Source organism: uncultured Sphingopyxis sp. (assembly GCF_900078365.1).
In the GTDB taxonomy this organism is placed as follows: Bacteria; Pseudomonadota; Alphaproteobacteria; order Sphingomonadales; family Sphingomonadaceae; genus Sphingopyxis.
Genome location: NZ_LT598653.1, coordinates 2,031,967 through 2,053,356, shown reverse-complemented (window position 1 = coordinate 2,053,356; position 21,390 = coordinate 2,031,967). Strand labels below are relative to the sequence as shown.

Genomic DNA, 21,390 nt, shown 5'->3' with positions numbered 1-21,390 from the left:
CGCAGAATCGGATCATATCGAAAGCCGTCGCGGCGCGCTAGCGGCTAGGGGCATTGGGCGCGTCAGGCGCGCATCGACGCCAGCCGCTGATCGACGATCGCGTCGGCTTCGGCGATGATCCGGTCGATCAGTTCCTTGCAGGTCGGGATGTCGTGGATGAGGCCCTGCACCATGCCCGCCCAGAACACGCCCTTCGACAGGTCGCCCGTTTCGAGCAATTCGCGGCCCGCCTTGCCGTTCACCAGTTCCGCGACATCGGCGAAGGTCGCATCGGGAACCGCGAGGCGGCGCACCACCTCTTCGCTCACCGCGCTCTTGCCGACGCGCGCGGTATTCTTGAGACTGCGGAAGATCAGGAAGCTGCCGCGCTCGTCATTGTCGATATAGGCCTGCTTCACATTGTCGTGGATCGGCGCCTCGGCCGTGGCGCAGAAGCGCGTGCCCATGTTGATGCCCTCGGCGCCCAGTGACAGCGCCGCGACGAGCCCGCGCCCGTCACCGAAGCCGCCCGAGGCGAGCATCGGAATCTTCACCTTGTCGGCCGCCGCAGGGATCAAAATCAGGCCGGGAATATCATCCTCGCCGGGATGGCCCGCGCATTCGAAACCGTCGATCGAAATGATGTCGCAGCCCGCGCGCTCGGCCGACAGCGCATGGCGCACCGCGGTGCATTTGTGGAGGATGGTGACGCCATGGGGCTTCAGCATCTCCCAGATTTCGCGCACCGCCTGCGTTCCCGCGGTCTCGACGATCTTGACGTCGCCGTCGATGATCGCCTGGGCATAGGCCTTGTAGTCGGGCGCGTTGATCGTCGGGAATACCGTCATGTTCACGCCGAACGGCTTGCCGGTCATCGCGCGGCAGCGTTCGATCTCGGCGCGCAGCGCTTCGGGGCTCGGCTGCGTCAGCGCGGTGATGATGCCAAGGCCGCCGGCGTTCGACACCGCGCTCGCCAGTTCGGCATAGCCGACGCTTTGCATCCCGCCCTGGACGATCGGATGCTTGATCCCCAGCATTTCGGTGATGCGTGTCTTGAAAGCCATCTCGATCCCTCCCTGGTCATCCTGCCCTTACGGCATCGTCACGCCGATCCATGAAATAACTTGACGCTTACGTCAACGTCGGGTTGACTGGAAAGAAAGTTAGATAGCGAAGGGAATCGGAATGGCGTCGCACGAAGGCATATTGGATCGGGCGCGGGCGATCGCCGAAAAGGTCGAAGCCTTCGTTCGCGAAACCGTCATTCCCTATGAAGCCGATCCGCGCCGCGACCATCATGGCGCACCGACCGACGAGTTGGTCATGGAAATGCGCGAACACGCCCGCGCCGCAGGGGTGCTGACGCCGCATATTCTATTCGACGGCAGCCACCTCAACCAGCGCGAGACCGCGGTGGTGCTGATCAAGTCGGGCCTGTCGCCGCTCGGCCCGCTCGCTTGCAACACGATGGCGCCCGACGAGGGCAATATGTATCTGCTTGGCAAGGAAGGCAGCCCCGAACTCAAGGAGCGTTTCCTAAAGCCGATGGTCGAAGGCCGCGTCCGTTCGGCCTTCTTCATGACCGAACCCGCCGACGAGGGCGGCGCGGGATCGGACCCGTCGATGATGAAGACGACCTGCCGTTCCGACGGCAACCACTGGGTCATCAATGGTCGCAAGACCTTCATCACCGGCGCGCAGGGCGCGCGCGTCGGCATCGTGATGGCGAAGGCCGAGCAAGGCGCGTGCATGTTCCTCGTCGACCTGCCCGATCCCGCGATCCGCATCGACCATGTGCCGAACACGATCGACAGCTCGATGCCCGGCGGCCATGCCACGATAACGATCGAAAATTTGCGGGTGCCCGCCGACCAGATGCTGGGCGAAGCCGGCGAAGGCTTCCGCTATGCGCAGGTGCGCCTGTCCCCTGCCCGCCTGTCGCACTGCATGCGCTGGCTCGGCGCGTGCATCCGCGCGCACGAGATCGCGACCGACTATGCCAACCGGCGCGAGGCGTTCGGCAAGCCGCTGATGGAGCATGAGGGCGTCGGCTTCATGCTCGCCGAGAATATGATCGATCTGAAGCAGGCCGAGCTGATGATCGACTGGTGCGCGGGCGTGCTCGACGCTGGTTCGCTCGGCACCGTCGAAAGCTCGATGGCGAAGGTCGCGGTGTCCGAAGCCTTGATGCGGATCGCCGACCGCTGTGTTCAGGTGATGGGCGGTACGGGCGTCTCCGACAGGACGATCGTCGAGCAGGTGTTCCGCGAGGTCCGCGCCTTCCGCATCTATGACGGGCCGACCGAGGTCCATAAATGGAGCCTCGCGAAAAAGATCAAGCGCGACTGGAAGGCCGGTCTGGCCTGACAGGGGCGACAGTTGATCCCGCTCTCTCGTCGCGTCAAAACACTTGACGTTTACGTTAACGTTCGGATGATGGCCGAAAGCACGGGATAGAGGAACAAGCCGATGTCGATTTTGTACGACGAAGGGCAGCAGGCGGTGGCGACCGAGTCGCGGCGGGCGCTCGAGGCGCGGGTCGGCAAGGACGACCTGCTGCCGCTGCTCCAGGCCAGCGGCCGGTATCACGAGCATTTCTGGACGACGGCCAAGGAGCAGGGCTGGACCGCGCTCGCGCTTCCCGAAGCTTATGGCGGCCTTGATCTTGGCCTGGTCGAACTGGGACTGATCGCGCATCAGACGGGGCGAACGCTCAGCGGCGCGCCCTTCCTGACCTCGAGTTTCGGCGCGGCGAAAGCCATCGAACTTTACGGCAGCGAAGAGCAAAGGGCGCGCTGGCTCCCCGGCCTTGCGAGCGGCGAGACGATCGGTGCGGTGGCGTTCGCGTCGGGCCCCGACCCCCTGCCCGCGCGGCCCGCCGTCGCGCTGGCGGCAGGCAAGCTCGACGGAAGTGCCGTGGGCGTATCGGGCGGGCTCTTCGCCGGTGTCGCTATTCTTCTCGCCAACGAGGGCGGCGCGCCCGCGCTGGTCATCGCCGATCTGGCGGGCGTCGAACGCCGCGCGGTCGACAGCTTCGACAACAGCCGCTGCGTCGCCGATCTGACATTCGCCGGCGCCCCCGCTGAAACGCTCGTGACCGGCAAGGCGGTGCGCGGTGCGGCGCTGCACATCCTCGCGCTGCAGGCGGTCGTGACTGCGCACGAGCAGACCGGCGGCGCCGAGGCGCTGATGGAGATCGCGCGCGACTATGCGCTGACGCGCAAGGCGTTCGGCCAGCCGATCGGCGCCTTCCAGTCGATCAAGCATCGCATCGCCGAACTTTACGGCCTCGTCGAACTGTCGCGCGCCAACGCGATCCACGCGGCGGCGCGCGAAGGGCAGGATGATTTCATCACCGCCGCCGCCGCCGCGCGCCTGTCGGCAACCGAGGCTTACGACACGGCTGCGCGCGACTGCATCCAGATCCATGGCGGCATCGGCGTGACGTGGGAGATCGGGTTGCATCTCCATATGCGCCGTGCGCGCACCCTCGCGCTCGAACAGGGGAGCGGCTTCTTCTGGGAAGATGTACTCGTCGACCGGCTGGCAGGAGCAGGCGCATGACCGATCTCGAAGCCTATCGTGCCAAGGCCGTCGCCTGGTGCGAATCGATGGTGCCGACGTTCGGCAAGGCCGCGCGTCAGGGTCTGGCCGTCGAAGAAGATCTGGCGCTCGGCCGCCGTTACCAGAAAGCCAAGTTCGATGCAGGCTATGCCGGCATCAACTGGCCGATCGACCTCGGCGGTCAGGGGCTCGGCCATATCGAGAAGATCACCTTCGAGGGCGAGGAGATGAAGCACGGCTTCCCCAACGTCTATTTCGGCATCTCGCTCGGTATGCCGGTGCCCGTATTGATGCAGTTCGGCAGTGACCGCGAGTTCGTCAAGGAACGCGTGCTCAAGGCGCTGCAGGGCGATGAAATCTGGTGCCAGCTCTTTTCCGAACCGTCGGGCGGCACCGATCTTGCCGGCCTGCGCACGCGCGCCGAGACCGATGGAAACGGCTGGAAGATCAACGGGCAGAAGGTCTGGACGAGCTGGGCGCAATATAGCGACTATGGCGTGATCGTCGTGCGCACCGACCCGACCGTCGCGAAGCACAAGGGCCTCACCTACTTCTGGGTCGACATGAAGGCGCCGGGTGTCACGGTGCGTCCAATCAAGCTCGCGGGCGGCGACAGCCACGTCAACGAGGTCTTCTTCGACGATGTGAAGATCAGCGACGACCATCGCATGTCGCCGGTCGGCGGCGGTTTTGCGGTCGCGCTCGCGACGCTGATGATCGAACGCTATGTCGCGACGGACAGCGCGGGTTTCGGGCCGCACCTCGACCTGTTCGTCGATCTTGCGAAAGAGGTGAAGCTGAACGGCCGCCCCGCGATCGAGGATGGCCGCATCCGCCAGCAGATCGCGCGCAATTATGCGATGCGCGCCGGGCTCGATTCGATCAACCGCCGCGCGCGGCTGATGATGCAGGCCGGGATGACGCCGGGTCCCGAAGGCTCGCTCAACAAGCTCGTCGCGGTGCGGTCGCGCCAGAAGCTCTCCGAGCTCGCGCTCGACCTGCAGGGAACCGATGCTTTCGCGTTCGACGAACATGCGTCGCCCAAGGATGATTGGGCGTCGAGCTGGATCAACGCGCCGACGGGCCGCATCGCGGGCGGGTCGGACGAGACTTTGCTCAACACGATTGCCGAGAAGATTCTCGGCCTGCCGCAGGATCACCGACCAGACAAGGGCGTCCCCTTCAACCAGATACCAGCCTGAGAGGAGCCTCCCCATGAAAATCGATTCCTCCATCGCCGCTGTCGTCACCGGCGGCGCGTCCGGCCTCGGCCGCGCGACCGCCGAGGCGCTCGCCGCCGCGGGGGTGAAGGTCGCCATCTTCGACATCAACGACCCGCTCGGCGAAGAGGTCGCGCAATCGATCGGCGGACTGTTCGTCCATGTCGACATCACCGACGAGCAATCGGTCCTCGACGGCTTCGCCAAGGCGCGCGCAGCGCACGGGCAGGAACGCGTCGCCGTCCACTGCGCGATGACCTCGCGTCGCGGCAAGACGCTGGCTTATGACAAGGAAACGGGCACGTTCCGGCGCACCCCGACCGAAGATTATGCCTATGGCGTGGAGGGCATATTGACCGCGAGCTACCGCATCGGCTCGATCGCCGCCGAAGGCATGGCGACCCTGCCCGAGATAGAGGACGGCGAGCGCGGCGCGATCATCTTCACCGCCTCGGTCGCGGCGCAGGACGCGCAGATCGGCCAGGTGATTTACGGTTCGGCCAAGGCGGGGGTGAACGGCCTCGTCCTGCCGATGGCCCGCGACCTGATGGACCTCGGCATCCGCGTCAATTCGATCATGCCCGGCGTGTTCGGTACGCCCCTGCTCGGCAACATGAACCCGAAGGTGAAGGAGAGCCTCGAAGCCTCGGTCCCCTTCCCCAAGCGGCTCGGCAAGGCCGAGGAATATGCGAGCCTCGCGATGGAGATGGTCCGCAACACCTATTTCAACGGCCAGGCCGTCCGCCTCGACGGCGCGATCCGCATGGCTCCCCGTTAATTCTCTCAGCGAAGGAATATCTCCATGGCCGAAGCCTATATCATCGACGCCGTCCGCACCCCGCGCGGGATCGGCAAGCCCGGCAAGGGCGCGCTGTCGCACCTGCACCCGCAGCATCTCGCCGCGACCGTCCTCGCCGCGATCCGCGACCGTAACAACCTCGACACCGCGACCGTCGACGACATCGTCTGGTCGACGTCGAGCCAGAACGGCAAGCAGGGCGGCGACCTCGGCCGCATGGCCGCGCTGTCGGCGGGTTACGACACCAAGGCCAGCGGCACGACGCTCGATCGTTTCTGCGGCGGCGGCATCAGCAGCGTGAATTTCGCTGCGGCGAGCGTGATGAGCGGCATGGAAGATTGCGTCATCGCGGGCGGCACCGAGATGATGAGCTATACCACCGCCTATGCCGCCGAACAGGCAAATGCCGGCCTGCCGCCGCGCCTGATGGGGTCCGGCCACGAGGCGCTCGACGAACTGCATCCGCAATCGCACCAGGGCATTTGCGGCGACGCGATTGCGACGATCGAGGGCATCAGCCGCGAGGCGCTCGACGCGCTCGCGCTGGTCAGCCAGCAGCGCGCCGACAAGGCGATCAAGGAAGGCCGCTTCGCCAAGTCGGTCGTGCCCGTGCTCAACCCCGACGGCAGCGTCGCGCTCGACCGTGAAGAGTTCCCGCGCCCCGAAACCACTGCCGAGGGTCTCGCGGCGCTCAAGCCGAGCTTCGCCGGTCTCGCCGATTTCGACATGGGCGGCGGCTTCACCTTCAGGAAGCAGATCAACCGCCGCTATCCCGACCTCGAAATCCAGCATTTCCACCATGCGGGCAACTCCTCGGGCGTCGTCGACGGGGCGGCGGCGATCCTGCTGACGTCGAAGGACTATGCCGAGAAGAACGGCCTGAAACCGCGCGCACGCGTCGTCGCCTATGCCAATATCGGCGACGATCCGACGTTGATGCTCAACGCCCCGGTTCCGGCGGCCAAGAAGGTGCTCGAGAAGGCGGGGCTCAAGAAGGAAGACATCGACGTCTGGGAAATCAACGAGGCCTTCTCGGTCGTCGCCGAGAAATTCATCCGCGACCTCGATTTGCCCCGCGAAAAGGTGAACATCAACGGCGGCGCGATGGCGCTCGGCCATCCGATCGGCGCGACGGGCTCGATCCTGATCGGCACCGCGCTCGACGAGCTCGAACGCTCGGGCGGCCGCTATGGTCTCGTCACCATGTGCGCCGCCGGCGGCATGGCGCCCGCGATCATCATCGAACGCATCTGAAGGAACAGGAGAGCATCATGGCCGGGCCGCTGAAGGGCATCAGGATCATCGAATTTGCCGGCATCGGTCCCGGCCCCTTCTGCGGCATGATGCTCGCCGACCATGGCGCCGAGGTGATCCGCATCGATCGCCCCGGCGGCTTCATGGATCCGCGCGACCCGCTGAGCCGCAACCGCACCTCGATCGCGCTCGATATGAAGAACCCGGAAGCAGTGCGGATCGCGCGCGAACTGTGCAAGAGCGCCGACGGCATCATCGAGGGCTATCGCCCGGGCGTGATGGAGCGGCTCGGGCTCGGTCCCGACGTGCTGCTCGCCGACAATCCGAAGCTCGTTTACGGCCGCATGACCGGCTGGGGCCAGTTCGGCCCCTATGCGCAAGCGGCGGGACACGACATCAACTATATCTCGCTTTCGGGGGTGCTTCACGGCATCGGCCGCGCGGGCGAGAAGCCGGTGCCGCCGGTCAATTATGTCGGCGATTTCGGCGGCGGCGGCATGATGCTCGCTTTCGGCATGTCGAGCGCGCTCGTCCATGCCGCGCGCACCGGCGAGGGTCAGGTGATCGACTGCGCGATGACCGATGGCTCGGCGCTGCTCGCGGGCATGACCTGGGGCTTCCTCGCCTCGGGGCGGCTCAAGGACGAGGCGGGCGTCAACATGCTCGACGGCGCCGCGCATTTTTACGACAGCTATGTCTGCGCCGACGGCAAGTTCATCTCGATCGGGTCGATCGAGCCGCAATTCTATGCACTGCTCCGCGAAAAGACCGGGCTGACCGACGACCCCGATTTCGACGCGCAGATGGACCCGTCGAAATGGGGGGCGCTCAAGGAAAAGCTGACCGCCCTGTTCAGGACCAAAACCCGCGACGAATGGTGCGCGATCATGGAAATGACCGACGTCTGTTTCGCGCCGATCCTGTCGCTGGGCGAAGCGCCGCAGCATCCCCACAATGTCGCGCGCGAGACCTTCCTGACCGTCGGCGGCGCGATCCAGCCCGCCCCGGCGCCGCGCTATTCGGCAACGGTCAACGACACGCCGCGCGCGGCGCCCACGGTCGGCGCCGATGGCGACGCGGTGCTGGCGGGTCTCGGCTACGACGCGCAGAAGATCGCGGCTCTGCGCGACGGTGGCGCTGTGCGGTAGAAAAGCGGTCTTTGAAAAAGCCATGTGCTCCCGCGAAGGCGGGAGCCCATCTCCGGTCGGTGCCATGTTGAACCGGCAGGAGATGGGTCCCCGCCTTCGCGGGGACACGTAATCTTTGATACGCGAAGGACTCCCAGCCTACCCCCGCGCGGTCATCGCTTCCCACAGGCCGCGCCCGCCGAAACCGGCGACCTGACGGCCCAGCCGTGCCGCCCAATAGGCGTCGTTCCCGTACGCGCCGCGCCAGCGCATCAGCGGGATCGTCACGCGGTGGAGGTCATATTCCTCGGTGAAGCCGATCGCGCCATGCACCTGATGCGCGATGGCAGTGACGACACCGACCGCGCGATTGGCGCGCAGCTTTGCCGCCGCGATTTCGAAGTCGGCGGCGGACGGATCGCGGTCCACCATGTCGAGACGCGCCGCCAGCGCCGCCGCGGCGGCATCGACCGCGCGCACCTCGCACGCCATGATCGCGAGCGATTGCTGGACCGCCTGGAACTTGCCGAGCGGGCGACCGAATTGCTGGCGCGTGTTGACATGGTCGATCGAGAGCGCGAGCGCCCGCCCCATCGCACCCGCCATCAGGCTGACGGTCGCCGCGGGCTGGAGCGCCTCGCCGACGGTCAGTTCGGCAATTGGGAGCTCGGGGGCCATCACGCCCGCGATTTGCAGCACGACATTCACGTCGCCCCAGTCGCCGCCGAAGCCGCCATCCTCTTCGGGGACGAGCAGCAGGTCGAAACCAGCCTCCTCGACCGGTGCCATTCCGGCGGCCGCGGCCTCGGCGAACACCGCCCTTGCAGTATAGCACAACATGTCGCGTGCCGCGCTCACCGGAGGCCCAGCCCGCGTGCGACGATCCCCCGGATCACCTCCCGCGTCCCGCCGCGCAGCGAGAAGCTCGGCGATGCGATGAGCAAAGCGCGAAGCAATCTCGCGAGGTCGTCGGGGTCGTCCCAACCGCAATCGACGATCGCCTGCACGCGGCGCGGCATATCCTGTTCGAAGCCATTGCCCAGCTCCTTCACCACCGACGCCTCGACCATGGGATCCTCGCCCGACGCGAGCTTCGCCGCGGTCGACATCGACAGCTGGCGCAGCGTCCACATTTCGGCGGTGAGCTCGCCGATCAGGCCCGCGACTGCCGGATCGGGGTCGGCCCCCGCCGCGTCGATCAATGCGACCAGCAGCGCGTGGCTCGACAGATAACGTTCGGGCCCCGACCGCTCGAGGCCGAGTTCGGCGGTGACCTGCTTCCATCCCTGCCCGCGCTCGCCGACCAAGGCGCCGTGCGGCACCAGCACGTCATCGAAAAAGACTTCGTTGAAATCATGATGCCCCGCCATGTCGATGATCGGGCGGATCGTGATGCCGGGCGTGTCGAGGTCGATCAGCAGCTGGCTGAGCCCGGCGTTGCGTTCGCTGCCTTCCTCGGTACGGACGAGCGCGAGCATGATGTGGGAGAAATGCGCGCCGGTGGTCCATATCTTCTGACCGTTGATGCGCCAGCCTTCAGCGGTTTCGCGCGCCGACGTCCGCACGGCGGCAAGATCCGACCCGGCGCCCGGTTCGGACAGGCCGATGCAGGCGTAGAGCTCGCCCTTCGCAATGCCGGGCAGATAGCGCTCGCGCTGTTCCTCGCTGCCATAGCGCAGGATCAGCGGACCGGTCTGGCGGTCGGCGATCCAGTGCGCGCCCACCGGTGCCCCCGCCGCGAGCAATTCCTCGATCACGACATAGCGTTCGAGCGGGTGGCGATCGCCGCCCCCGTAACGCGCCGGAAGCGTCATGCCGACATAACCCGCGGCGCCGAGCGCCCGGCTGAAATCCGCATCGAAGCTCGCCCAGCAATTCGCCCTCGCGACGACGTCGCCCGCCGGCTGATTCACCGCAAGCCAGGCCCGCAAATCGGCGCGCAGTGCGGCAACGTCGCCGGGCGGATCGAAAGGATAGAGCGCAAAGCCTTGCATGTCGCCCCAGCCATGCAATAGCTTTGGTTAGGCAGCAAAGGATTATTGACGATGAGCGATTTTGGGGGCGAATTTTTGAGTGTCGAGCGGCGGGGCAAGATCGCGATCCTGACGATGATCAAGCCCGAGAGCATGAATGCGATCGGCACCCACGAAGACTGCCGGGACATCATCGACACGCTGCGCACCCTCGGCGACGACCGTAGCGTCAGCGCGATCATCCTGACCGGCAGCGGCAAGGCGTTCAGCGCCGGCGGGAACCTCAAAGGCATGCAGGACCGCACCGGCATCGGCGTGCTCGACCAGCCCGATTCCACCCGCGCCAATTACCGCAAGGGCGTCCAGGCGGTAATCCGCGCGCTGATGGATTGCGAGGTGCCGATGATCGCCGCGGTGAACGGCCATGCGATCGGGCTCGGCGCCGACCTCGCCTGCACCTGCGACATCCGCATCGCCGCCGAGAGCGCCAAATTTGCGTGCAGCTTCATCAAGGTCGGGATCGTCCCTGGCGATGGCGGCGCCTGGCTGTTGCAAAAGATACTCGGCTACCCGCGCGCCGCCGAGCTGTTCCTGACCGGCGACCGCTTTGACGCGGCACAGGCAAAGGAATATGGTCTGGTCACGGACGTCGTGCCCGACGCGGAGCTGCTCGACCGGGCGATCGCCATTGCCGAGCGGATCGTCTGCAACCCGCCCCGCGCGCTGCGTCTGACCAAGCGTCTGCTGCGCGAGGCGCAGCACAGCCGGATGAGCGATATTTTGGAATTGAGCGCAGCCTATCAGGCGATCGTCCATGAAACCGCGGATAACCGCGAGGCGATCAACGCGTTCGTCGAAAAGCGTCCCCCTATGTTTACAGGAGAATGACCATGCTCGCCGAGCGTGTCCTGCCGCTGTCCGGCATCCACAATTTCCGCGACTATGGGGGCTATGCCGTCGATGGCAACGGGCGGCTGCGCGACGGGATGCTGTGGCGCTCGGCGCATCACGAGGCGGCGACCGACGAGGATCTGACCGCGCTCGACGCGCTGGGGCTCGAGACGGTCGTCGACCTGCGCGGCGACGACGAGCGCGAGCTGCACCCGTGCCGGCGGTCGGACAATTTCTCGGCGCGCGTGCTCTTCGCGGGCGGCGTGACCGCGGGCCTCGCGCCGCATCTGCAGGCGGCGGGCGGTACGATCGATGTCGCGACGGCGCGCGAGCGGATGATCGATACCTATGCCGGCATGCCCTACCGCCCCGCGCTCGTCGCGACGCTGCGGCTCTATCTCGCGGCGCTTTCCGAATATGATGCGCCGAGTCTCGTCCACTGCGTTGCGGGCAAGGACCGGACGGGCTTTGCGGTCGCGATCGTCCACCGGTTGCTCGGCGTCCATGAAGACGATCTGATGCACGATTATCTGCTCACCAACACCGCGGGCAAGATCGAGGAACGCATCGCGCAGGGCGCCGCGCATATCCGCTCGCGCTATGGCGCCGAAATCCACGACGACGCGATCCGCGCGCTGATGTCGGTCAATCCCTCCTATATCGACGCCGCGCTCGCGACGGTGCGGCGCGACCATGGCGACATTCCGACCTATGCCGAAGCGGTGCTGAACTTCACCCCCGAGATGCGCGAGGCGATGATCGACCGGCTGGTGGTGTAGGAAAAACCCGTCGCCCCCGCGAAGGCGGGGGCCATTATCGGCCTTACGCTATATCTCCAGCGGCCCCCGCCTTCGCGGGGGCGACGATCATCCTCAGTTCCCTCGCACCAGCACCCCGCCCTTCACCACCGCATCGACGCTCTCCAGTTCGCGAACATTCACCAGCGGGTCGCCGTCGACCGCGACGATGTCGGCATAGCGGCCGACCGCGATCGCGCCGACGTCCTTCTCGCGGCCAAGCGCCTCGGCGGCGTTCTTCGTCGCGGCCCGGATCGCCTGCATCGGCGTCATCCCATATTCGACCATCACGCGAAACTGCCCGCCGACGTCGCCGTGCGGCATCACCCCTGCGTCCGAACCGAACACCATCCGCACGCCTGCCTTCACGGCCTTGCGGAAATTGTCGCGCTGGATCTGCGCGATCTCGCGATCCTTGCGCAGATTATCCTCGAGCACGCCATTCTTCGCGCCTTCGGCTTGCGTATATTCGGTGTTGAAGATGTCCATCGAGAACCACACCGGTCGCTCGCGCGCCATCGCCAAGCGGATGCCCTCGTCATCGACCAGGCTGACATGCTCGATCGTGTCGATCCCCGCCGCGATGGCGGCCTTGATGCCCGTCGTGCCGTGGGCGTGCGCCGCGACGCGCAGGCCCCACTGATGCGCCTCGTCGGCGATCGCGGCGAGTTCCTTTTGGGACACCTGCAACTGGCCCGGTTCGGTGTTGCGCGAGAAGACCCCGCCGGTCGCGCAGACCTTGATCACCTCGGCGCCATATTTGCGCTGGCGGCGGACCTGATAGCGCAGTTCATCGGGCGTGTCGCCGATCCCCTCTTCCTTGCCGTCCTTCTTCTCGAGGCTGGGCGGCAGATAGGTGCTGTCGCAATGCCCGCCGGTGGCGCCGAGCGCATAGCCCGCAGGCACGATGCGCGGGCCCGTCGCATAGCCGGCGTCGATCGCCTGCTTGAGCCCGATGTCGTTGCGGTCGCTCGACCCCAGATTGCGCACGGTCGTGAAACCGGCGTTGAGCATGTCGTTGGCATTTTTGACCGCGGTCATGCCCCAGAAGCTGTCGGTGAATTCGAGGCCGCGATAGCCGCCGATGTCGGCGGGGCCGTCGAGATGGACGTGCATGTCGATCAGGCCCGGCAGCAATGTCTTGTCCCCAAGGTCGATATGCTTGACCTCCGATCCCCAGCGCACCGTGCGCGCGTCGGCGATGCTCGCGATGCGACCGTCGGCGCCGACGAAGATGGCCGGAAACTCGACCGTCTTGCCGGTCAGCACATCGATATAGCGCGCGGCGGTGATGACGGTCTGGCCGGTGCCGTCCTGTGCCATCGCGGGAAGAGCGGCCACCCCGGCGAACGCCGTCGAGACAAAGATGATTCCCCGCAGAAAACTGCCGAACTTCACTCGCGATTGCATGTTCGTCCCCGCCCGTTGTGAGTGCCCGCGAACGGGATGGCAAACCGACGCAAAATAGGACAGCGGAAAATGCGTCAGGCCGGGATCCTGTGCCGGTCGGTCCACCAGGCGCCGAGCATCGCGAACGCCGCGCCCAGCATCGTGCCCCCGGCGATGTCGCTCGCCCAATGGACGCCGAGCATGATGCGCGAAAAGCCGTTGAGGACGATCATCGCCGCTGCGAGCGCCCAGGCGAAAGGCCGCCAGCGCGGCGGCGCGAGCCAGGCGAGGAGTAGGTAGACGGCCGCGGCGCTGGTCGCGTGGCCGCTCGGGTAGGAAAAGCTCGTCTGGTGGTCGAGATGGTCGATGAGGTCGGGCCGTGCGCGGCCGAAGCCGAGCTTGAGCAGGCTGGAGGCGAGGTTCGAGAGGAGCGATGCGCCGCCGAGCGCGATGGCGCAGCGCGGGCCGCACCAGTGCCAGACGAGACCGCAAAGCAGGATGACGATGATCCAGCGCGGAACGCCGCCGCCGATCCAGCTCGCGGCCTGCATGAAGGCGATGAAGGCGGGGTCGCTTTCGTCGACGCGCAGCGAAAGCAGGTGCGAGATTTGCCGGTCGGCGGTCTCGGTCCAGCCGGCACCGATGGCGAGGCCGAGGAGGATCACGGCGAGGAGGAGTGCGGCTGCGATGACGGGCAGTCGCTTGGCTTGGATTATCATCTTATTCCTTCGTCATTCCCGCGAAAGCGGGAACCCAGTTGCAACGTCAACTCGCTGGGTTCCCGCTTTCGCGGGAATGACGAGGTTGGTGAAGACTAAATATGCAGCGGCCGCCCGAACGCCGCGAGCACGCCTTCGTGCATCGTCTCGCTCAAGGTCGGATGCGGGAAGACGGTGCCGATGAAATCATCCTCGACCAGTTCGGCGGTCTTGCCGATCGTATAGCCCTGAATCAGCTCGGTGACCTCGGCGCCGATCATGTGCGCGCCGAGCAGTTCGCCGGTCTTGGCGTCGAACACGGTCTTGGTAAAACCCTCGGCCTCGCCCAGCGCGATCGCCTTGCCGTTGCCGATGAACGGGAAGGTGCCGGCCTTCACCTCGTAACCGAGCTCCTTCGCCTTCGCCTCGGTCAGCCCGACGCTGGCGATCTGCGGGCGGCAATAGGTGCAGCCCGGGATGTTGCGCGGGTCCATCGCGTGCGGATGATTGCCCGCGATCGCCTCGACCGCGATGATCGATTCGTGCATCGCCTTGTGCGCGAGCCACGGCGGCGCGGTGACGTCGCCGATCGCCCAGATGCCGGGCACATTGGTGCGGCACATCGCGTCGGTGTCGATATGGCCCTTGGTCGTCTTCACGCCGAGCGTTTCGAGACCGATATTTTCGGTGTTCGGAACGATGCCGATTGCCACGATCGCGTGGCTGAACTCGGCGCTTTCGACCTTGCCGTCCTTGCCCTTGATCTTCGCCGAGACGCCGTTGGCGGTGGCCTTCAGTTCCTCGACGCCCGCGCCGGTGTGGATCGTCATGCCCTGTTTCTTGAGCGCCTTTTCGAGGAAGGCCGAGACGTCGGCATCCTCGACGGGGACGAGGCGGTCGAGCATTTCGACGACGGTCACTTCGGCGCCCATGTCGCTGTAGAAGCTCGCGAATTCGATCCCGATCGCGCCCGAGCCGATGACGAGCAGCTTCTTCGGCATTTCGGGCGGGACGAGCGCGTGGCGATAGGTCCAGATGCGCTTGCCGTCGGCGGGCGCGAACGGCAGATCGCGGGCGCGCGCGCCGGTCGCGACGATGATGTTCTTCGCGGTGAGGGTTTCGCTGCCTTTCTCGCCCTTCACTTCGAGCTTGCCCGGCGCGGTCAGCTTGCCCTCGCCCATATGGACGGTGATCTTGTGCTTCTTCATCAGGAAGGCGACGCCCTGGCTGAGTTGCTTGGCGACGCCGCGGCTGCGCTTCACCACCGCGTCGATGTCAGCGCTGATCTGCTGGGCGATCAGGCCATAGTCGCCCGCGTGCTGCATGTAGTGATAGATTTCGGCCGAACGCAGCAGCGCCTTCGTCGGGATGCACCCCCAGTTGAGGCAGATGCCGCCGAGATTCTCGCGCTCGACGATTGCAGTCTTGAGCCCGAGCTGCGCCGCGCGGATCGCCGCGACATAGCCGCCGGGCCCCGAACCGAGAACGATGAGGTCGTAGTTGGTGTCAGCCATTATGGGCTCCTTCAAAAGCCCCTCTCCCCTTGCGGGAGAGGGGTTGGGGAGAGGGGGTGGACGTCTCGTCCTGAAGCGCCGCCCAGATGGCTTCGCCTACACCCTCGGTGTTGGTTAGAATGTCGTTGTTCCAGAAACGAAGGACGCGAAAGCCCTGTCTGGCAAGGTAGGCGTCGCGTTCCGCGTCATAATCGCTTTCTGCATGTTGCGAACCATCTGCCTCGATGATCAGACGATCCGCAAAACAGACGAAGTCCACAATGTAGCGGTCGATCGGCACCTGGCGCTTGAATTTATATCCGACGAACCGTTTGGCCCGGAGAAGTTGCCAGAGCGCCCGTTCTGCGTCGGTGGGTTCCGATCGCATGCGCTTCGCGCGGGCGAGTGCGACAGGCCGCCCCCCTCTCCCCAACCCCTCTCCCGCAAGGGGAGAGGGGCTATGGGCCGCGTCGGGCATTTTATGCCACCAGCCCCAGCGGGTTCTCCACCAGTTCCTTGAAGGTCTTCATCAACAGCGCCCCATCGGCGCCGTCAATCGCGCGGTGGTCGAAGCTGCCGGTCGCCGACATGACGGTGGCGATCGCGAGCGCGTCGTCGACGACATAAGGGCGCTTCTCGCCCGCGCCGATCGCCATGATCATCGCCTGCGGCGGGTTGATGACGGCGGTGAACTGCTTGATCCCCATCATGCCCATGTTCGAGATCGAGGCGGTGCCGCCCTGATATTCGTTGGGCTGGAGCTTGCCTTCCTTCGCCTTGGCCGCGAGTTCGGACATTTCGGTCGAGATTTTCGACATCGACTTGCCGCCGGCATCGACGATGATCGGGGTGATCAGCCCGCCCGGGATGCTGACCGCGACCGAGATGTCGGCGCGCTTGTACTGGCGCATCACGTCGCCGCCGAAGCTGACGTTGCATGAGGGCACGCGTTCGAGCGCGACCGCGAGCGCCTTGATCAGCATGTCGTTGACGCTGAGTTTGACGCCGCGGCTTTCGAGGCTGGCGTTGAGTTCGCCGCGGAGCTTGAGCAACGCGTCGAGGCGGATGTCGACGGTCAGGTAGATATGCGGCGATTCCTGCATCGACTGGCTCAGGCGGCGCGCGATCGTCTTGCGCATGCCGCTGAGCTTTTCGTCCTCGTGCGGGATGCCGAAATCGGGGATCGCGCCGGCGGCTGCCGGGGCCGGAGCGGCCGCGGCAGGAGCCGGAGCGGCGGTTGCGGCCGCGGGGGCTGCGGCGCCCTTCGGCGCGCCTTCGAGGTCTGCCTTGACGATACGGCCGCCGGGGCCGGTGCCGGTCACGCCCTTGAGGTCGATGCCCTGCTCGGCGGCGAGACGCTTGGCGAGCGGGCTCGCCTTGATGCGGTCGCCATCTTTCGTCGTCCCAGCGGAAGCTGGGACCGCTGGCGTCGGCGCACTCACGGGAGCGGCCCCAGCTTCCGCTGGGGCGACGTCTTTGGCGGACGCCGGCGCGGGAGTTTCGGCCTTCGGTTCGGCGGCAGGGGCCGCCTTCGCTGCGCTCGCATCTTCGCCCTCGCCCGCGATCACGGCGATCACGGTGCCGACTTTCACATTGTCGGTGCCCTCGGCGACGAGGATCTGCGCAATCACCCCTTCGTCGACCGCTTCGAACTCCATCGTCGCCTTGTCGGTCTCGATCTCGGCGAGCAGGTCGCCCGACTTGACCTCATCGCCCTCCTTCACAAGCCATTTGGCAAGGGTGCCCTCCTCCATCGTCGGCGAGAGAGCGGGCATTTTGAGTTCGATTGGCATGTCTAGGCTTGTCCCTGTCAGTCTTGCAGGCGGGGCCTGCCGCTACGGATTCTTCCTCGCCATAAGCCCTGTCCCGGTCAAGGTCCAGCGGGCCAGCTTGCGTTTCATACGAATGTGACGCACTCTTCCGCTCAAGCAAAAACACGAGGGGTCGGGGTGATGCGGACATATCTGGTGGTGATCGACGACAGCCCGGAGGCGTCGCTGGCGCTGCGCTTCGCGGCGCGTCGCGCGGCGCGGACGGGCGGCGGCGTGATCGTGCTCGCGATCATCCCGCCGCATGATTTCGTCGCCTTTGGCGGGGTTCAGGCGACGATCGAGGCCGAAGCGCGCGAACATGCCGAGGAACTGACCGCCGCGGCTGCCGATGCCGTCATGCAGGAAGCGGGATTGACGCCGCAGATATTGATCAAGTCGGGAAAGCCCGTGGAGGCCGTGCGCGAGTTGATCGGCGCCAGCGATGAGATCGCCGCGCTGGTCCTTGCGACCGCGCCGTCGGGAGCCCCCGGACCGCTGGTCGCGCATTTCACCGGACAGGATGCGGGGACCCTCCCCTGTCCGGTGATGCTAGTGCCGGGCGGGATCGACATCGCCCGGCTCGATGCGCTGAGCTGAGCTCACCTTGAAACAATTCGTCATTGCGAGGAGCTGAAGGCGACGAAGCAATCCAGAGTGGGCAGTGCCGCCCTGGATTGCTTCGCTGCGCTCGCAATGACGGAGTGTTTATGCAGTGATAGCTTGCGCGCTCACCGCTGCGCCTTTCCATTCGAGGATCGCGAAACCGAGCACGGCGAAGGCTTGCGCGACGACAACCGCGATGCCGATGCCGGTCATTGCGGCGGCGAAGGTCGCGACGACCGCAAAGCTCGCGGCGACCCAGCCGAGATTGCCGAGCGCGATCAGCTTGACCAGCGCGGCATTCGGCGCCTTCTGCAGCGCGGCGACGACCATCAGCAGCGCGGCGGCGAGGCAGATCCAGCCGCCGATCGCGACGACATTGGCGGGCAGCCCGAGCAGCGCGCCGACCGGCGTCGCGGCGAGCAGGCCGATGGCGAAGACCCCGGTGCAGGTCACGGCGTCGGCGATGAGGATATTCTTGAGGTTGCGGATCGACATGGTGATTCTCCTTTCGACCCGCCCCAATTGAACCGCGAATGGAATGGCGTCGATTACGCCGGAGGTAATGGAAAAACCGAAGCCCGGGGTATAGCGGACGTTACGAAGGAGAATGATAATGAAGCCCGCTCCCCTCGGCGAACAGCTCCGCGAATGGCGTGTCCGGCGCCGGATGAGCCAGATGGACCTCGCACTCGACAGCGAGATTTCGACGCGGCATCTGAGCTTCATCGAAACGGGGCGTTCGAAACCGAGCGCGGCGATGCTGCAGCGGATTGCCGATTGCCTCGAAGTGCCGCACCGCGCGCGCAACGCGCTGCTGCTCGCGGGCGGGTATGCGCCCGACTATCAGGAGCGGCCGCTCGACAGCCCCGAAATGGCGGGGATGCGGGCGATCGTCGAGCATGTGCTGAAAGGGCATGAGCCCTACCCCGCGCTTGCGGTCGATCGCCACTGGAACATGATCGCGGCGAACGCCGCGGTCGCGCTGCTCATGCAACTGGTGGCGCCCGAATTGCTCGAGCCGCCGGTCAATGTTCTGCGCGTCGCGATGCACCCGAAGGGGCTGGCGCCGCATATCGTCAATCATGGCGAATGGCGCGCGCATCTGCTCGAACGGCTCGACCATCAAATCGATGCGAGCGCCGATGCCGGATTGATCGCGCTGCGCGAAGAGCTTGCCGGCTATGCCGGAGGCAGCGACGCGCATAACGGCAGCGCGGCGAACGGGATAGCGGTGCCGCTGATCCTCGACACGCCGATGGGTCGGATTCGCTTCGTATCGACGGTCACGATCTTTGGCACGCCGGTCGACATCACATTGTCGGAGCTGGCGATCGAGGCCTTCTTCCCGGCCGATGCCGAGAGTGCGGCGTTGCTGCGCCAAACGGCCGTCGAACAATCATAATTCGTCATTCGAAGATAAGGTTCAGCGTTTCCGTCCCTTGTGCTTGATATTCGCCGGGCGCCCGCGCTTGCCGACCATATGCTTGCCGGCCTTGTCCCTGTCCTTCACCCCGTCGCGCCGCGGCGGGCGGTTCCGGAAGCCGCCTTCGGGCGCGTCGGGCAGCTCGAAGCGCAGCGCGCCGCTGATCGGATTGGCGTCCATCAGCCGAAGCTCGATCCGCTGGCCGACGCTATAGCTCACCCGCCCATGCTCGCTGTCGAGCGTGCGCGCCGCCTCGTCATAAAAGAAGCGTTCGCTGCCCAGCGTCGATACCGGCACCAGCCCGTCGCCGCCGAGCCCGTCGACGGTCGCGAAGAAGCCGAAGGGCTGCACCCCGGTGATGCGCGCGACGAGGATTTCGCCGGTCTTGGTCGCGAGATAAGCCGCGACATAGCGGTCGACGGTCTCGCGTTCGGCTTCCATCGCGCGGCGCTCGAGCGCGCTGATCGCTTCGCCGATGCGCGACAGCCCTTTGGCGTCGGCCTCGCCCAGCCCGGTGCGCGCGGGCAGATCCTTGGGCTTGCCGGGCACTTCGAGCCGGTAGCTGTCGACGAGCGCGCGGTGGACGATCAGGTCGGCGTAGCGGCGGATCGGCGAGGTAAAATGTGCGTAGGAGCCGAGCGCGAGACCGAAATGGCCGGCGTTGGCGGGGCCGTAATAGGCCTGCGTCTGGCTCCGCAAAATCGCCTGCATGATCTCGGGCAGCCGGTCGTCTTCCGAAAAACCGTCGATCAGGCGATTGAACACCGCGGGCGTGATCACCTGCCCCAGCGCGAAACTCTGTTCGAAGGTTTCGAGATAATCCTTGAGGCTGACGAGCTTCTCGCGGCTCGGCGGTTCGTGGATACGGTACATCACCGGCGACTTCTTCGCCTCGAGCGCCTTTGCCGCCGCGACGTTCGCCGCGATCATATAATCCTCGATCAGCCGGTGCGCGTCGAGGCGATCACGCACCCGGATCTCGGCGATGCCGCCCTGCTCGTCGAGGATCACCTGCCGCTCGGGCAGTTCGAGGTCGAGCGGATCGCGCGCCGCGCGCGCCTTGGCGAGTAGCGCCCAGCAGGCCCACAGATTTTTGAGGGCCGGAATTATATCGCCATCCCAGCGCAAGCTGGGATCGCTGGGGTCCTGGGTGGCCTCCTGCGACCCCAGCTTTCGCTGGGGCGACGTAGATCTATCATAGGCCGCCTGCGCATGTTCATAGGCGATGTTCGCGCGCAGCCGGACGAGCGCGCGGGTGAAACGCCATGACGTCACCTTGCCATGCCGGTCGATGACGAGATGGCACGCCATCGCGGCGCGATCTTCGCCGGCCTTTAGCGAGCAGACGCCCGCCGACAAGGTTTCGGGGAGCATCGGCACGACCTGGTCGGGGAAATAGACGCTGTTGCCGCGCCGCCGCGCCTCGCGATCGAGCGCGGCATCGGGACGGACATAGAAGCTGACGTCGGCGATCGCGACGATCGCGCGGAAACCGCCCTTGTTGCCGGGGTCCTCGTCGGGGATCGCCCAGACCGCATCGTCATGGTCGCGCGCATCGATGGGGTCGATGGCGACGATCGGCAGCTCGCGCAGATCCTCGCGCCCGTCGGGGGTGAGCGGCAGTTTCGCCGCCTTCTCGGCTTCGGCGAGCGTTTCGCCGTCGAAGACATGCGGAATTTCGTGCCGCGCGATCGCGATCATGCTCAGCGATTTGGGCGCGAAGGGGTCGCCGATGCGGTCGATGACCTTCGCCTTGGTCGCCGGCCCCCGCCCCGTCAGTTCGGCGCGCACCAGATCGCCGATCTCGGCATCGCCCTTGTCGGCGACCGCGAAGTCATAGCGCGCGCGCTTGTCGGCGGGGCGCAGCCAGATCATCGGCTTGCCGCCGGGCGACTTGTCCTCGACGAGCACGCCGATCACCATCTCGGCGCTCGCCGCCAGGCGTTTCATCGGATGCGCGACATGGCCGCTGCCGCGCTCCTCGGTGCGCGCGAGAATGCGGTCGCCGACGCCGAGCGCCCCCTTCTTCCCCCGCTCCATCACGCGCAGGCGCGGCGCGGGACCGGCGCCTTCCCAGCGTTCGGGCACCGCCCAGAGATTGCTGCCCTCGATTGCCGCGACGCGCAGCACGGTCACGCGCGGCAGCCCGCCATGCTTTTGAAAGGCGCGGCCCGGCGCCAGATCGACGAGGCCTTCGTCGGTCATGTCCTTGAGCAGCGCCTTCAGCGCGATCTTGTCGTTGCCGTGGAGCGCGAAATGCTTGGCGATCTCGCGTTTGCCGACCGGCTGGTCGGACGCCGTGATGAAATCGAGAATCTGTTGGCTGCTGGGCAAGCCGGGTGAATTATTCGAACGTTTTTTCATTGGCC

20 protein-coding genes are annotated in these 21,390 nt (G+C 66.0%); 10 read left to right on the top strand and 10 right to left on the bottom strand.

Annotated elements, in window-relative coordinates; translation table 11 throughout:
* Nucleotides 1-62: 62 nt before the first annotated feature.
* Nucleotides 63-1,043 (bottom strand): nitronate monooxygenase family protein, encoded by a 981-nt coding sequence (locus QZL87_RS09340; protein ID WP_295326699.1) that lies wholly within the window; start codon nt 1,041-1,043, stop codon nt 63-65.
* A gap of 121 nt (nt 1,044-1,164) precedes the next feature.
* Between QZL87_RS09340 and QZL87_RS09335 the strand changes: the two genes are divergently transcribed.
* The 6 genes from QZL87_RS09335 to QZL87_RS09310 all read left to right on the top strand — a co-directional run bounded on the left by QZL87_RS09335 (nt 1,165) and on the right by QZL87_RS09310 (nt 7,964).
* Nucleotides 1,165-2,346, top strand: coding sequence for an acyl-CoA dehydrogenase family protein (locus QZL87_RS09335; protein WP_295326696.1), 1,182 nt, complete (start codon nt 1,165-1,167; stop codon nt 2,344-2,346).
* Between the two features lie 102 nt (nt 2,347-2,448).
* Nucleotides 2,449-3,543, top strand: a complete 1,095-nt coding sequence (locus QZL87_RS09330; RefSeq protein WP_295326694.1) for an acyl-CoA dehydrogenase family protein — start codon at nt 2,449-2,451, stop codon at nt 3,541-3,543.
* On the top strand, nt 3,540-4,745 hold the full coding sequence (locus tag QZL87_RS09325; RefSeq protein ID WP_295326691.1) for an acyl-CoA dehydrogenase family protein: 1,206 nt from the start codon (nt 3,540-3,542) through the stop codon (nt 4,743-4,745). Before QZL87_RS09330 ends, QZL87_RS09325 begins: the two co-directional genes overlap by 4 nt.
* 13 nt (nt 4,746-4,758) lie before the next feature.
* Nucleotides 4,759-5,541 (top strand): SDR family NAD(P)-dependent oxidoreductase, encoded by a 783-nt coding sequence (locus QZL87_RS09320; protein WP_295326689.1) that lies wholly within the window; start codon nt 4,759-4,761, stop codon nt 5,539-5,541.
* Nucleotides 5,542-5,565: 24 nt separating this feature from the next.
* Entirely contained in the window at nt 5,566-6,816 is a 1,251-nt protein-coding gene (locus QZL87_RS09315; protein WP_295326687.1) for an acetyl-CoA C-acetyltransferase, read from the top strand.
* A gap of 17 nt (nt 6,817-6,833) precedes the next feature.
* Complete coding sequence (locus QZL87_RS09310; RefSeq protein WP_295326685.1) at nt 6,834-7,964, top strand: CaiB/BaiF CoA-transferase family protein; 1,131 nt, start codon at nt 6,834-6,836, stop codon at nt 7,962-7,964.
* Between the two features lie 138 nt (nt 7,965-8,102).
* Here QZL87_RS09310 and QZL87_RS09305 read toward each other — a convergent pair whose 3' ends face one another.
* Both QZL87_RS09305 and QZL87_RS09300 read right to left on the bottom strand, forming a co-directional pair.
* Complete coding sequence (locus tag QZL87_RS09305; protein WP_295326683.1) at nt 8,103-8,783, bottom strand: acyl-CoA dehydrogenase family protein; 681 nt, start codon at nt 8,781-8,783, stop codon at nt 8,103-8,105.
* Between the two features lie 14 nt (nt 8,784-8,797).
* Entirely contained in the window at nt 8,798-9,937 is a 1,140-nt protein-coding gene (locus QZL87_RS09300; RefSeq protein ID WP_295326681.1) for an acyl-CoA dehydrogenase family protein, read from the bottom strand.
* A 51-nt stretch (nt 9,938-9,988) separates the two neighbouring features.
* Between QZL87_RS09300 and QZL87_RS09295 the strand changes: the two genes are divergently transcribed.
* The gene (locus QZL87_RS09295) at nt 9,989-10,804 is read left to right on the top strand and encodes a crotonase/enoyl-CoA hydratase family protein (RefSeq protein ID WP_295326679.1); all 816 of its coding nucleotides are present in this window, start codon (nt 9,989-9,991) and stop codon (nt 10,802-10,804) included.
* Complete coding sequence (locus tag QZL87_RS09290; RefSeq protein ID WP_295326677.1) at nt 10,801-11,586, top strand: tyrosine-protein phosphatase; 786 nt, start codon at nt 10,801-10,803, stop codon at nt 11,584-11,586. Before QZL87_RS09295 ends, QZL87_RS09290 begins: the two co-directional genes overlap by 4 nt.
* Nucleotides 11,587-11,679: 93 nt before the next feature.
* On the opposite strand, the gene QZL87_RS09285 is transcribed toward QZL87_RS09290, so the two are convergent.
* From QZL87_RS09285 to QZL87_RS09265, 5 genes are all read right to left on the bottom strand, one after another.
* A complete protein-coding gene (locus QZL87_RS09285) occupies nt 11,680-12,927 on the bottom strand; it encodes an amidohydrolase family protein (RefSeq protein ID WP_295326675.1) in 1,248 nt (415 codons plus the stop codon).
* Between the two features lie 161 nt (nt 12,928-13,088).
* A complete protein-coding gene (locus tag QZL87_RS09280; protein WP_295326673.1) occupies nt 13,089-13,712 on the bottom strand; it encodes a phosphatase PAP2 family protein in 624 nt (207 codons plus the stop codon).
* A gap of 95 nt (nt 13,713-13,807) precedes the next feature.
* Nucleotides 13,808-15,205, bottom strand: coding sequence for a dihydrolipoyl dehydrogenase (lpdA, locus tag QZL87_RS09275; RefSeq protein ID WP_295326671.1), 1,398 nt, complete (start codon nt 15,203-15,205; stop codon nt 13,808-13,810).
* Nucleotides 15,198-15,572 (bottom strand): endonuclease domain-containing protein, encoded by a 375-nt coding sequence (locus tag QZL87_RS09270; RefSeq protein WP_295326669.1) that lies wholly within the window; start codon nt 15,570-15,572, stop codon nt 15,198-15,200. Before QZL87_RS09270 ends, lpdA begins: the two co-directional genes overlap by 8 nt.
* 91 nt (nt 15,573-15,663) lie before the next feature.
* The gene (locus tag QZL87_RS09265; protein ID WP_295326667.1) at nt 15,664-16,977 is read right to left on the bottom strand and encodes a pyruvate dehydrogenase complex dihydrolipoamide acetyltransferase; all 1,314 of its coding nucleotides are present in this window, start codon (nt 16,975-16,977) and stop codon (nt 15,664-15,666) included.
* A 159-nt stretch (nt 16,978-17,136) separates the two neighbouring features.
* Here QZL87_RS09265 and QZL87_RS09260 point away from each other — a divergent pair, with 159 nt between their 5' ends.
* The gene (locus QZL87_RS09260) at nt 17,137-17,592 is read left to right on the top strand and encodes a universal stress protein (RefSeq protein ID WP_295326665.1); all 456 of its coding nucleotides are present in this window, start codon (nt 17,137-17,139) and stop codon (nt 17,590-17,592) included.
* A 108-nt stretch (nt 17,593-17,700) separates the two neighbouring features.
* Here QZL87_RS09260 and QZL87_RS09255 read toward each other — a convergent pair whose 3' ends face one another.
* On the bottom strand, nt 17,701-18,093 hold the full coding sequence (locus QZL87_RS09255) for a hypothetical protein (protein ID WP_295326663.1): 393 nt from the start codon (nt 18,091-18,093) through the stop codon (nt 17,701-17,703).
* A 118-nt stretch (nt 18,094-18,211) separates the two neighbouring features.
* Between QZL87_RS09255 and QZL87_RS09250 the strand changes: the two genes are divergently transcribed.
* Nucleotides 18,212-19,000, top strand: a complete 789-nt coding sequence (locus QZL87_RS09250; RefSeq protein ID WP_295326662.1) for a helix-turn-helix transcriptional regulator — start codon at nt 18,212-18,214, stop codon at nt 18,998-19,000.
* A gap of 21 nt (nt 19,001-19,021) precedes the next feature.
* Here QZL87_RS09250 and QZL87_RS09245 read toward each other — a convergent pair whose 3' ends face one another.
* The gene (locus tag QZL87_RS09245; RefSeq protein ID WP_295326660.1) at nt 19,022-21,385 is read right to left on the bottom strand and encodes a VacB/RNase II family 3'-5' exoribonuclease; all 2,364 of its coding nucleotides are present in this window, start codon (nt 21,383-21,385) and stop codon (nt 19,022-19,024) included.
* Nucleotides 21,386-21,390: the final 5 nt, after the last annotated feature.

Excerpts from the sequence above, each read along its gene's own strand:
- QZL87_RS09270 (WP_295326669.1), bottom strand. The coding sequence starts at position 15,572 with ATGCGATCGGAACCCACCGACGCAGAACGGGCGCTCTGGCAACTTCTC.
- QZL87_RS09285 (WP_295326675.1), bottom strand. The coding sequence starts at position 12,927 with ATGGCACAGGACGGCACCGGCCAGACCGTCATCACCGCCGCGCGCTAT.
- QZL87_RS09310 (WP_295326685.1), top strand. The coding sequence starts at position 6,834 with ATGGCCGGGCCGCTGAAGGGCATCAGGATCATCGAATTTGCCGGCATC.
- QZL87_RS09290 (WP_295326677.1), top strand. The coding sequence starts at position 10,801 with ATGACCATGCTCGCCGAGCGTGTCCTGCCGCTGTCCGGCATCCACAAT.
- QZL87_RS09340 (WP_295326699.1), bottom strand. The coding sequence starts at position 1,043 with ATGGCTTTCAAGACACGCATCACCGAAATGCTGGGGATCAAGCATCCG.
- lpdA (WP_295326671.1), bottom strand. The coding sequence starts at position 15,205 with ATGGCTGACACCAACTACGACCTCATCGTTCTCGGTTCGGGGCCCGGC.
- QZL87_RS09280 (WP_295326673.1), bottom strand. The coding sequence starts at position 13,712 with ATGATAATCCAAGCCAAGCGACTGCCCGTCATCGCAGCCGCACTCCTC.
- QZL87_RS09295 (WP_295326679.1), top strand. The coding sequence starts at position 9,989 with ATGAGCGATTTTGGGGGCGAATTTTTGAGTGTCGAGCGGCGGGGCAAG.
- QZL87_RS09305 (WP_295326683.1), bottom strand. The coding sequence starts at position 8,783 with ATGTTGTGCTATACTGCAAGGGCGGTGTTCGCCGAGGCCGCGGCCGCC.
- QZL87_RS09250 (WP_295326662.1), top strand. The coding sequence starts at position 18,212 with ATGAAGCCCGCTCCCCTCGGCGAACAGCTCCGCGAATGGCGTGTCCGG.
- QZL87_RS09300 (WP_295326681.1), bottom strand. The coding sequence starts at position 9,937 with ATGCAAGGCTTTGCGCTCTATCCTTTCGATCCGCCCGGCGACGTTGCC.
- QZL87_RS09320 (WP_295326689.1), top strand. The coding sequence starts at position 4,759 with ATGAAAATCGATTCCTCCATCGCCGCTGTCGTCACCGGCGGCGCGTCC.
- QZL87_RS09265 (WP_295326667.1), bottom strand. The coding sequence starts at position 16,977 with ATGCCAATCGAACTCAAAATGCCCGCTCTCTCGCCGACGATGGAGGAG.
- QZL87_RS09255 (WP_295326663.1), bottom strand. The coding sequence starts at position 18,093 with ATGTCGATCCGCAACCTCAAGAATATCCTCATCGCCGACGCCGTGACC.
- QZL87_RS09335 (WP_295326696.1), top strand. The coding sequence starts at position 1,165 with ATGGCGTCGCACGAAGGCATATTGGATCGGGCGCGGGCGATCGCCGAA.
- QZL87_RS09330 (WP_295326694.1), top strand. The coding sequence starts at position 2,449 with ATGTCGATTTTGTACGACGAAGGGCAGCAGGCGGTGGCGACCGAGTCG.
- QZL87_RS09260 (WP_295326665.1), top strand. The coding sequence starts at position 17,137 with ATGCGGACATATCTGGTGGTGATCGACGACAGCCCGGAGGCGTCGCTG.
- QZL87_RS09315 (WP_295326687.1), top strand. The coding sequence starts at position 5,566 with ATGGCCGAAGCCTATATCATCGACGCCGTCCGCACCCCGCGCGGGATC.
- QZL87_RS09245 (WP_295326660.1), bottom strand. The coding sequence starts at position 21,385 with ATGAAAAAACGTTCGAATAATTCACCCGGCTTGCCCAGCAGCCAACAG.
- QZL87_RS09325 (WP_295326691.1), top strand. The coding sequence starts at position 3,540 with ATGACCGATCTCGAAGCCTATCGTGCCAAGGCCGTCGCCTGGTGCGAA.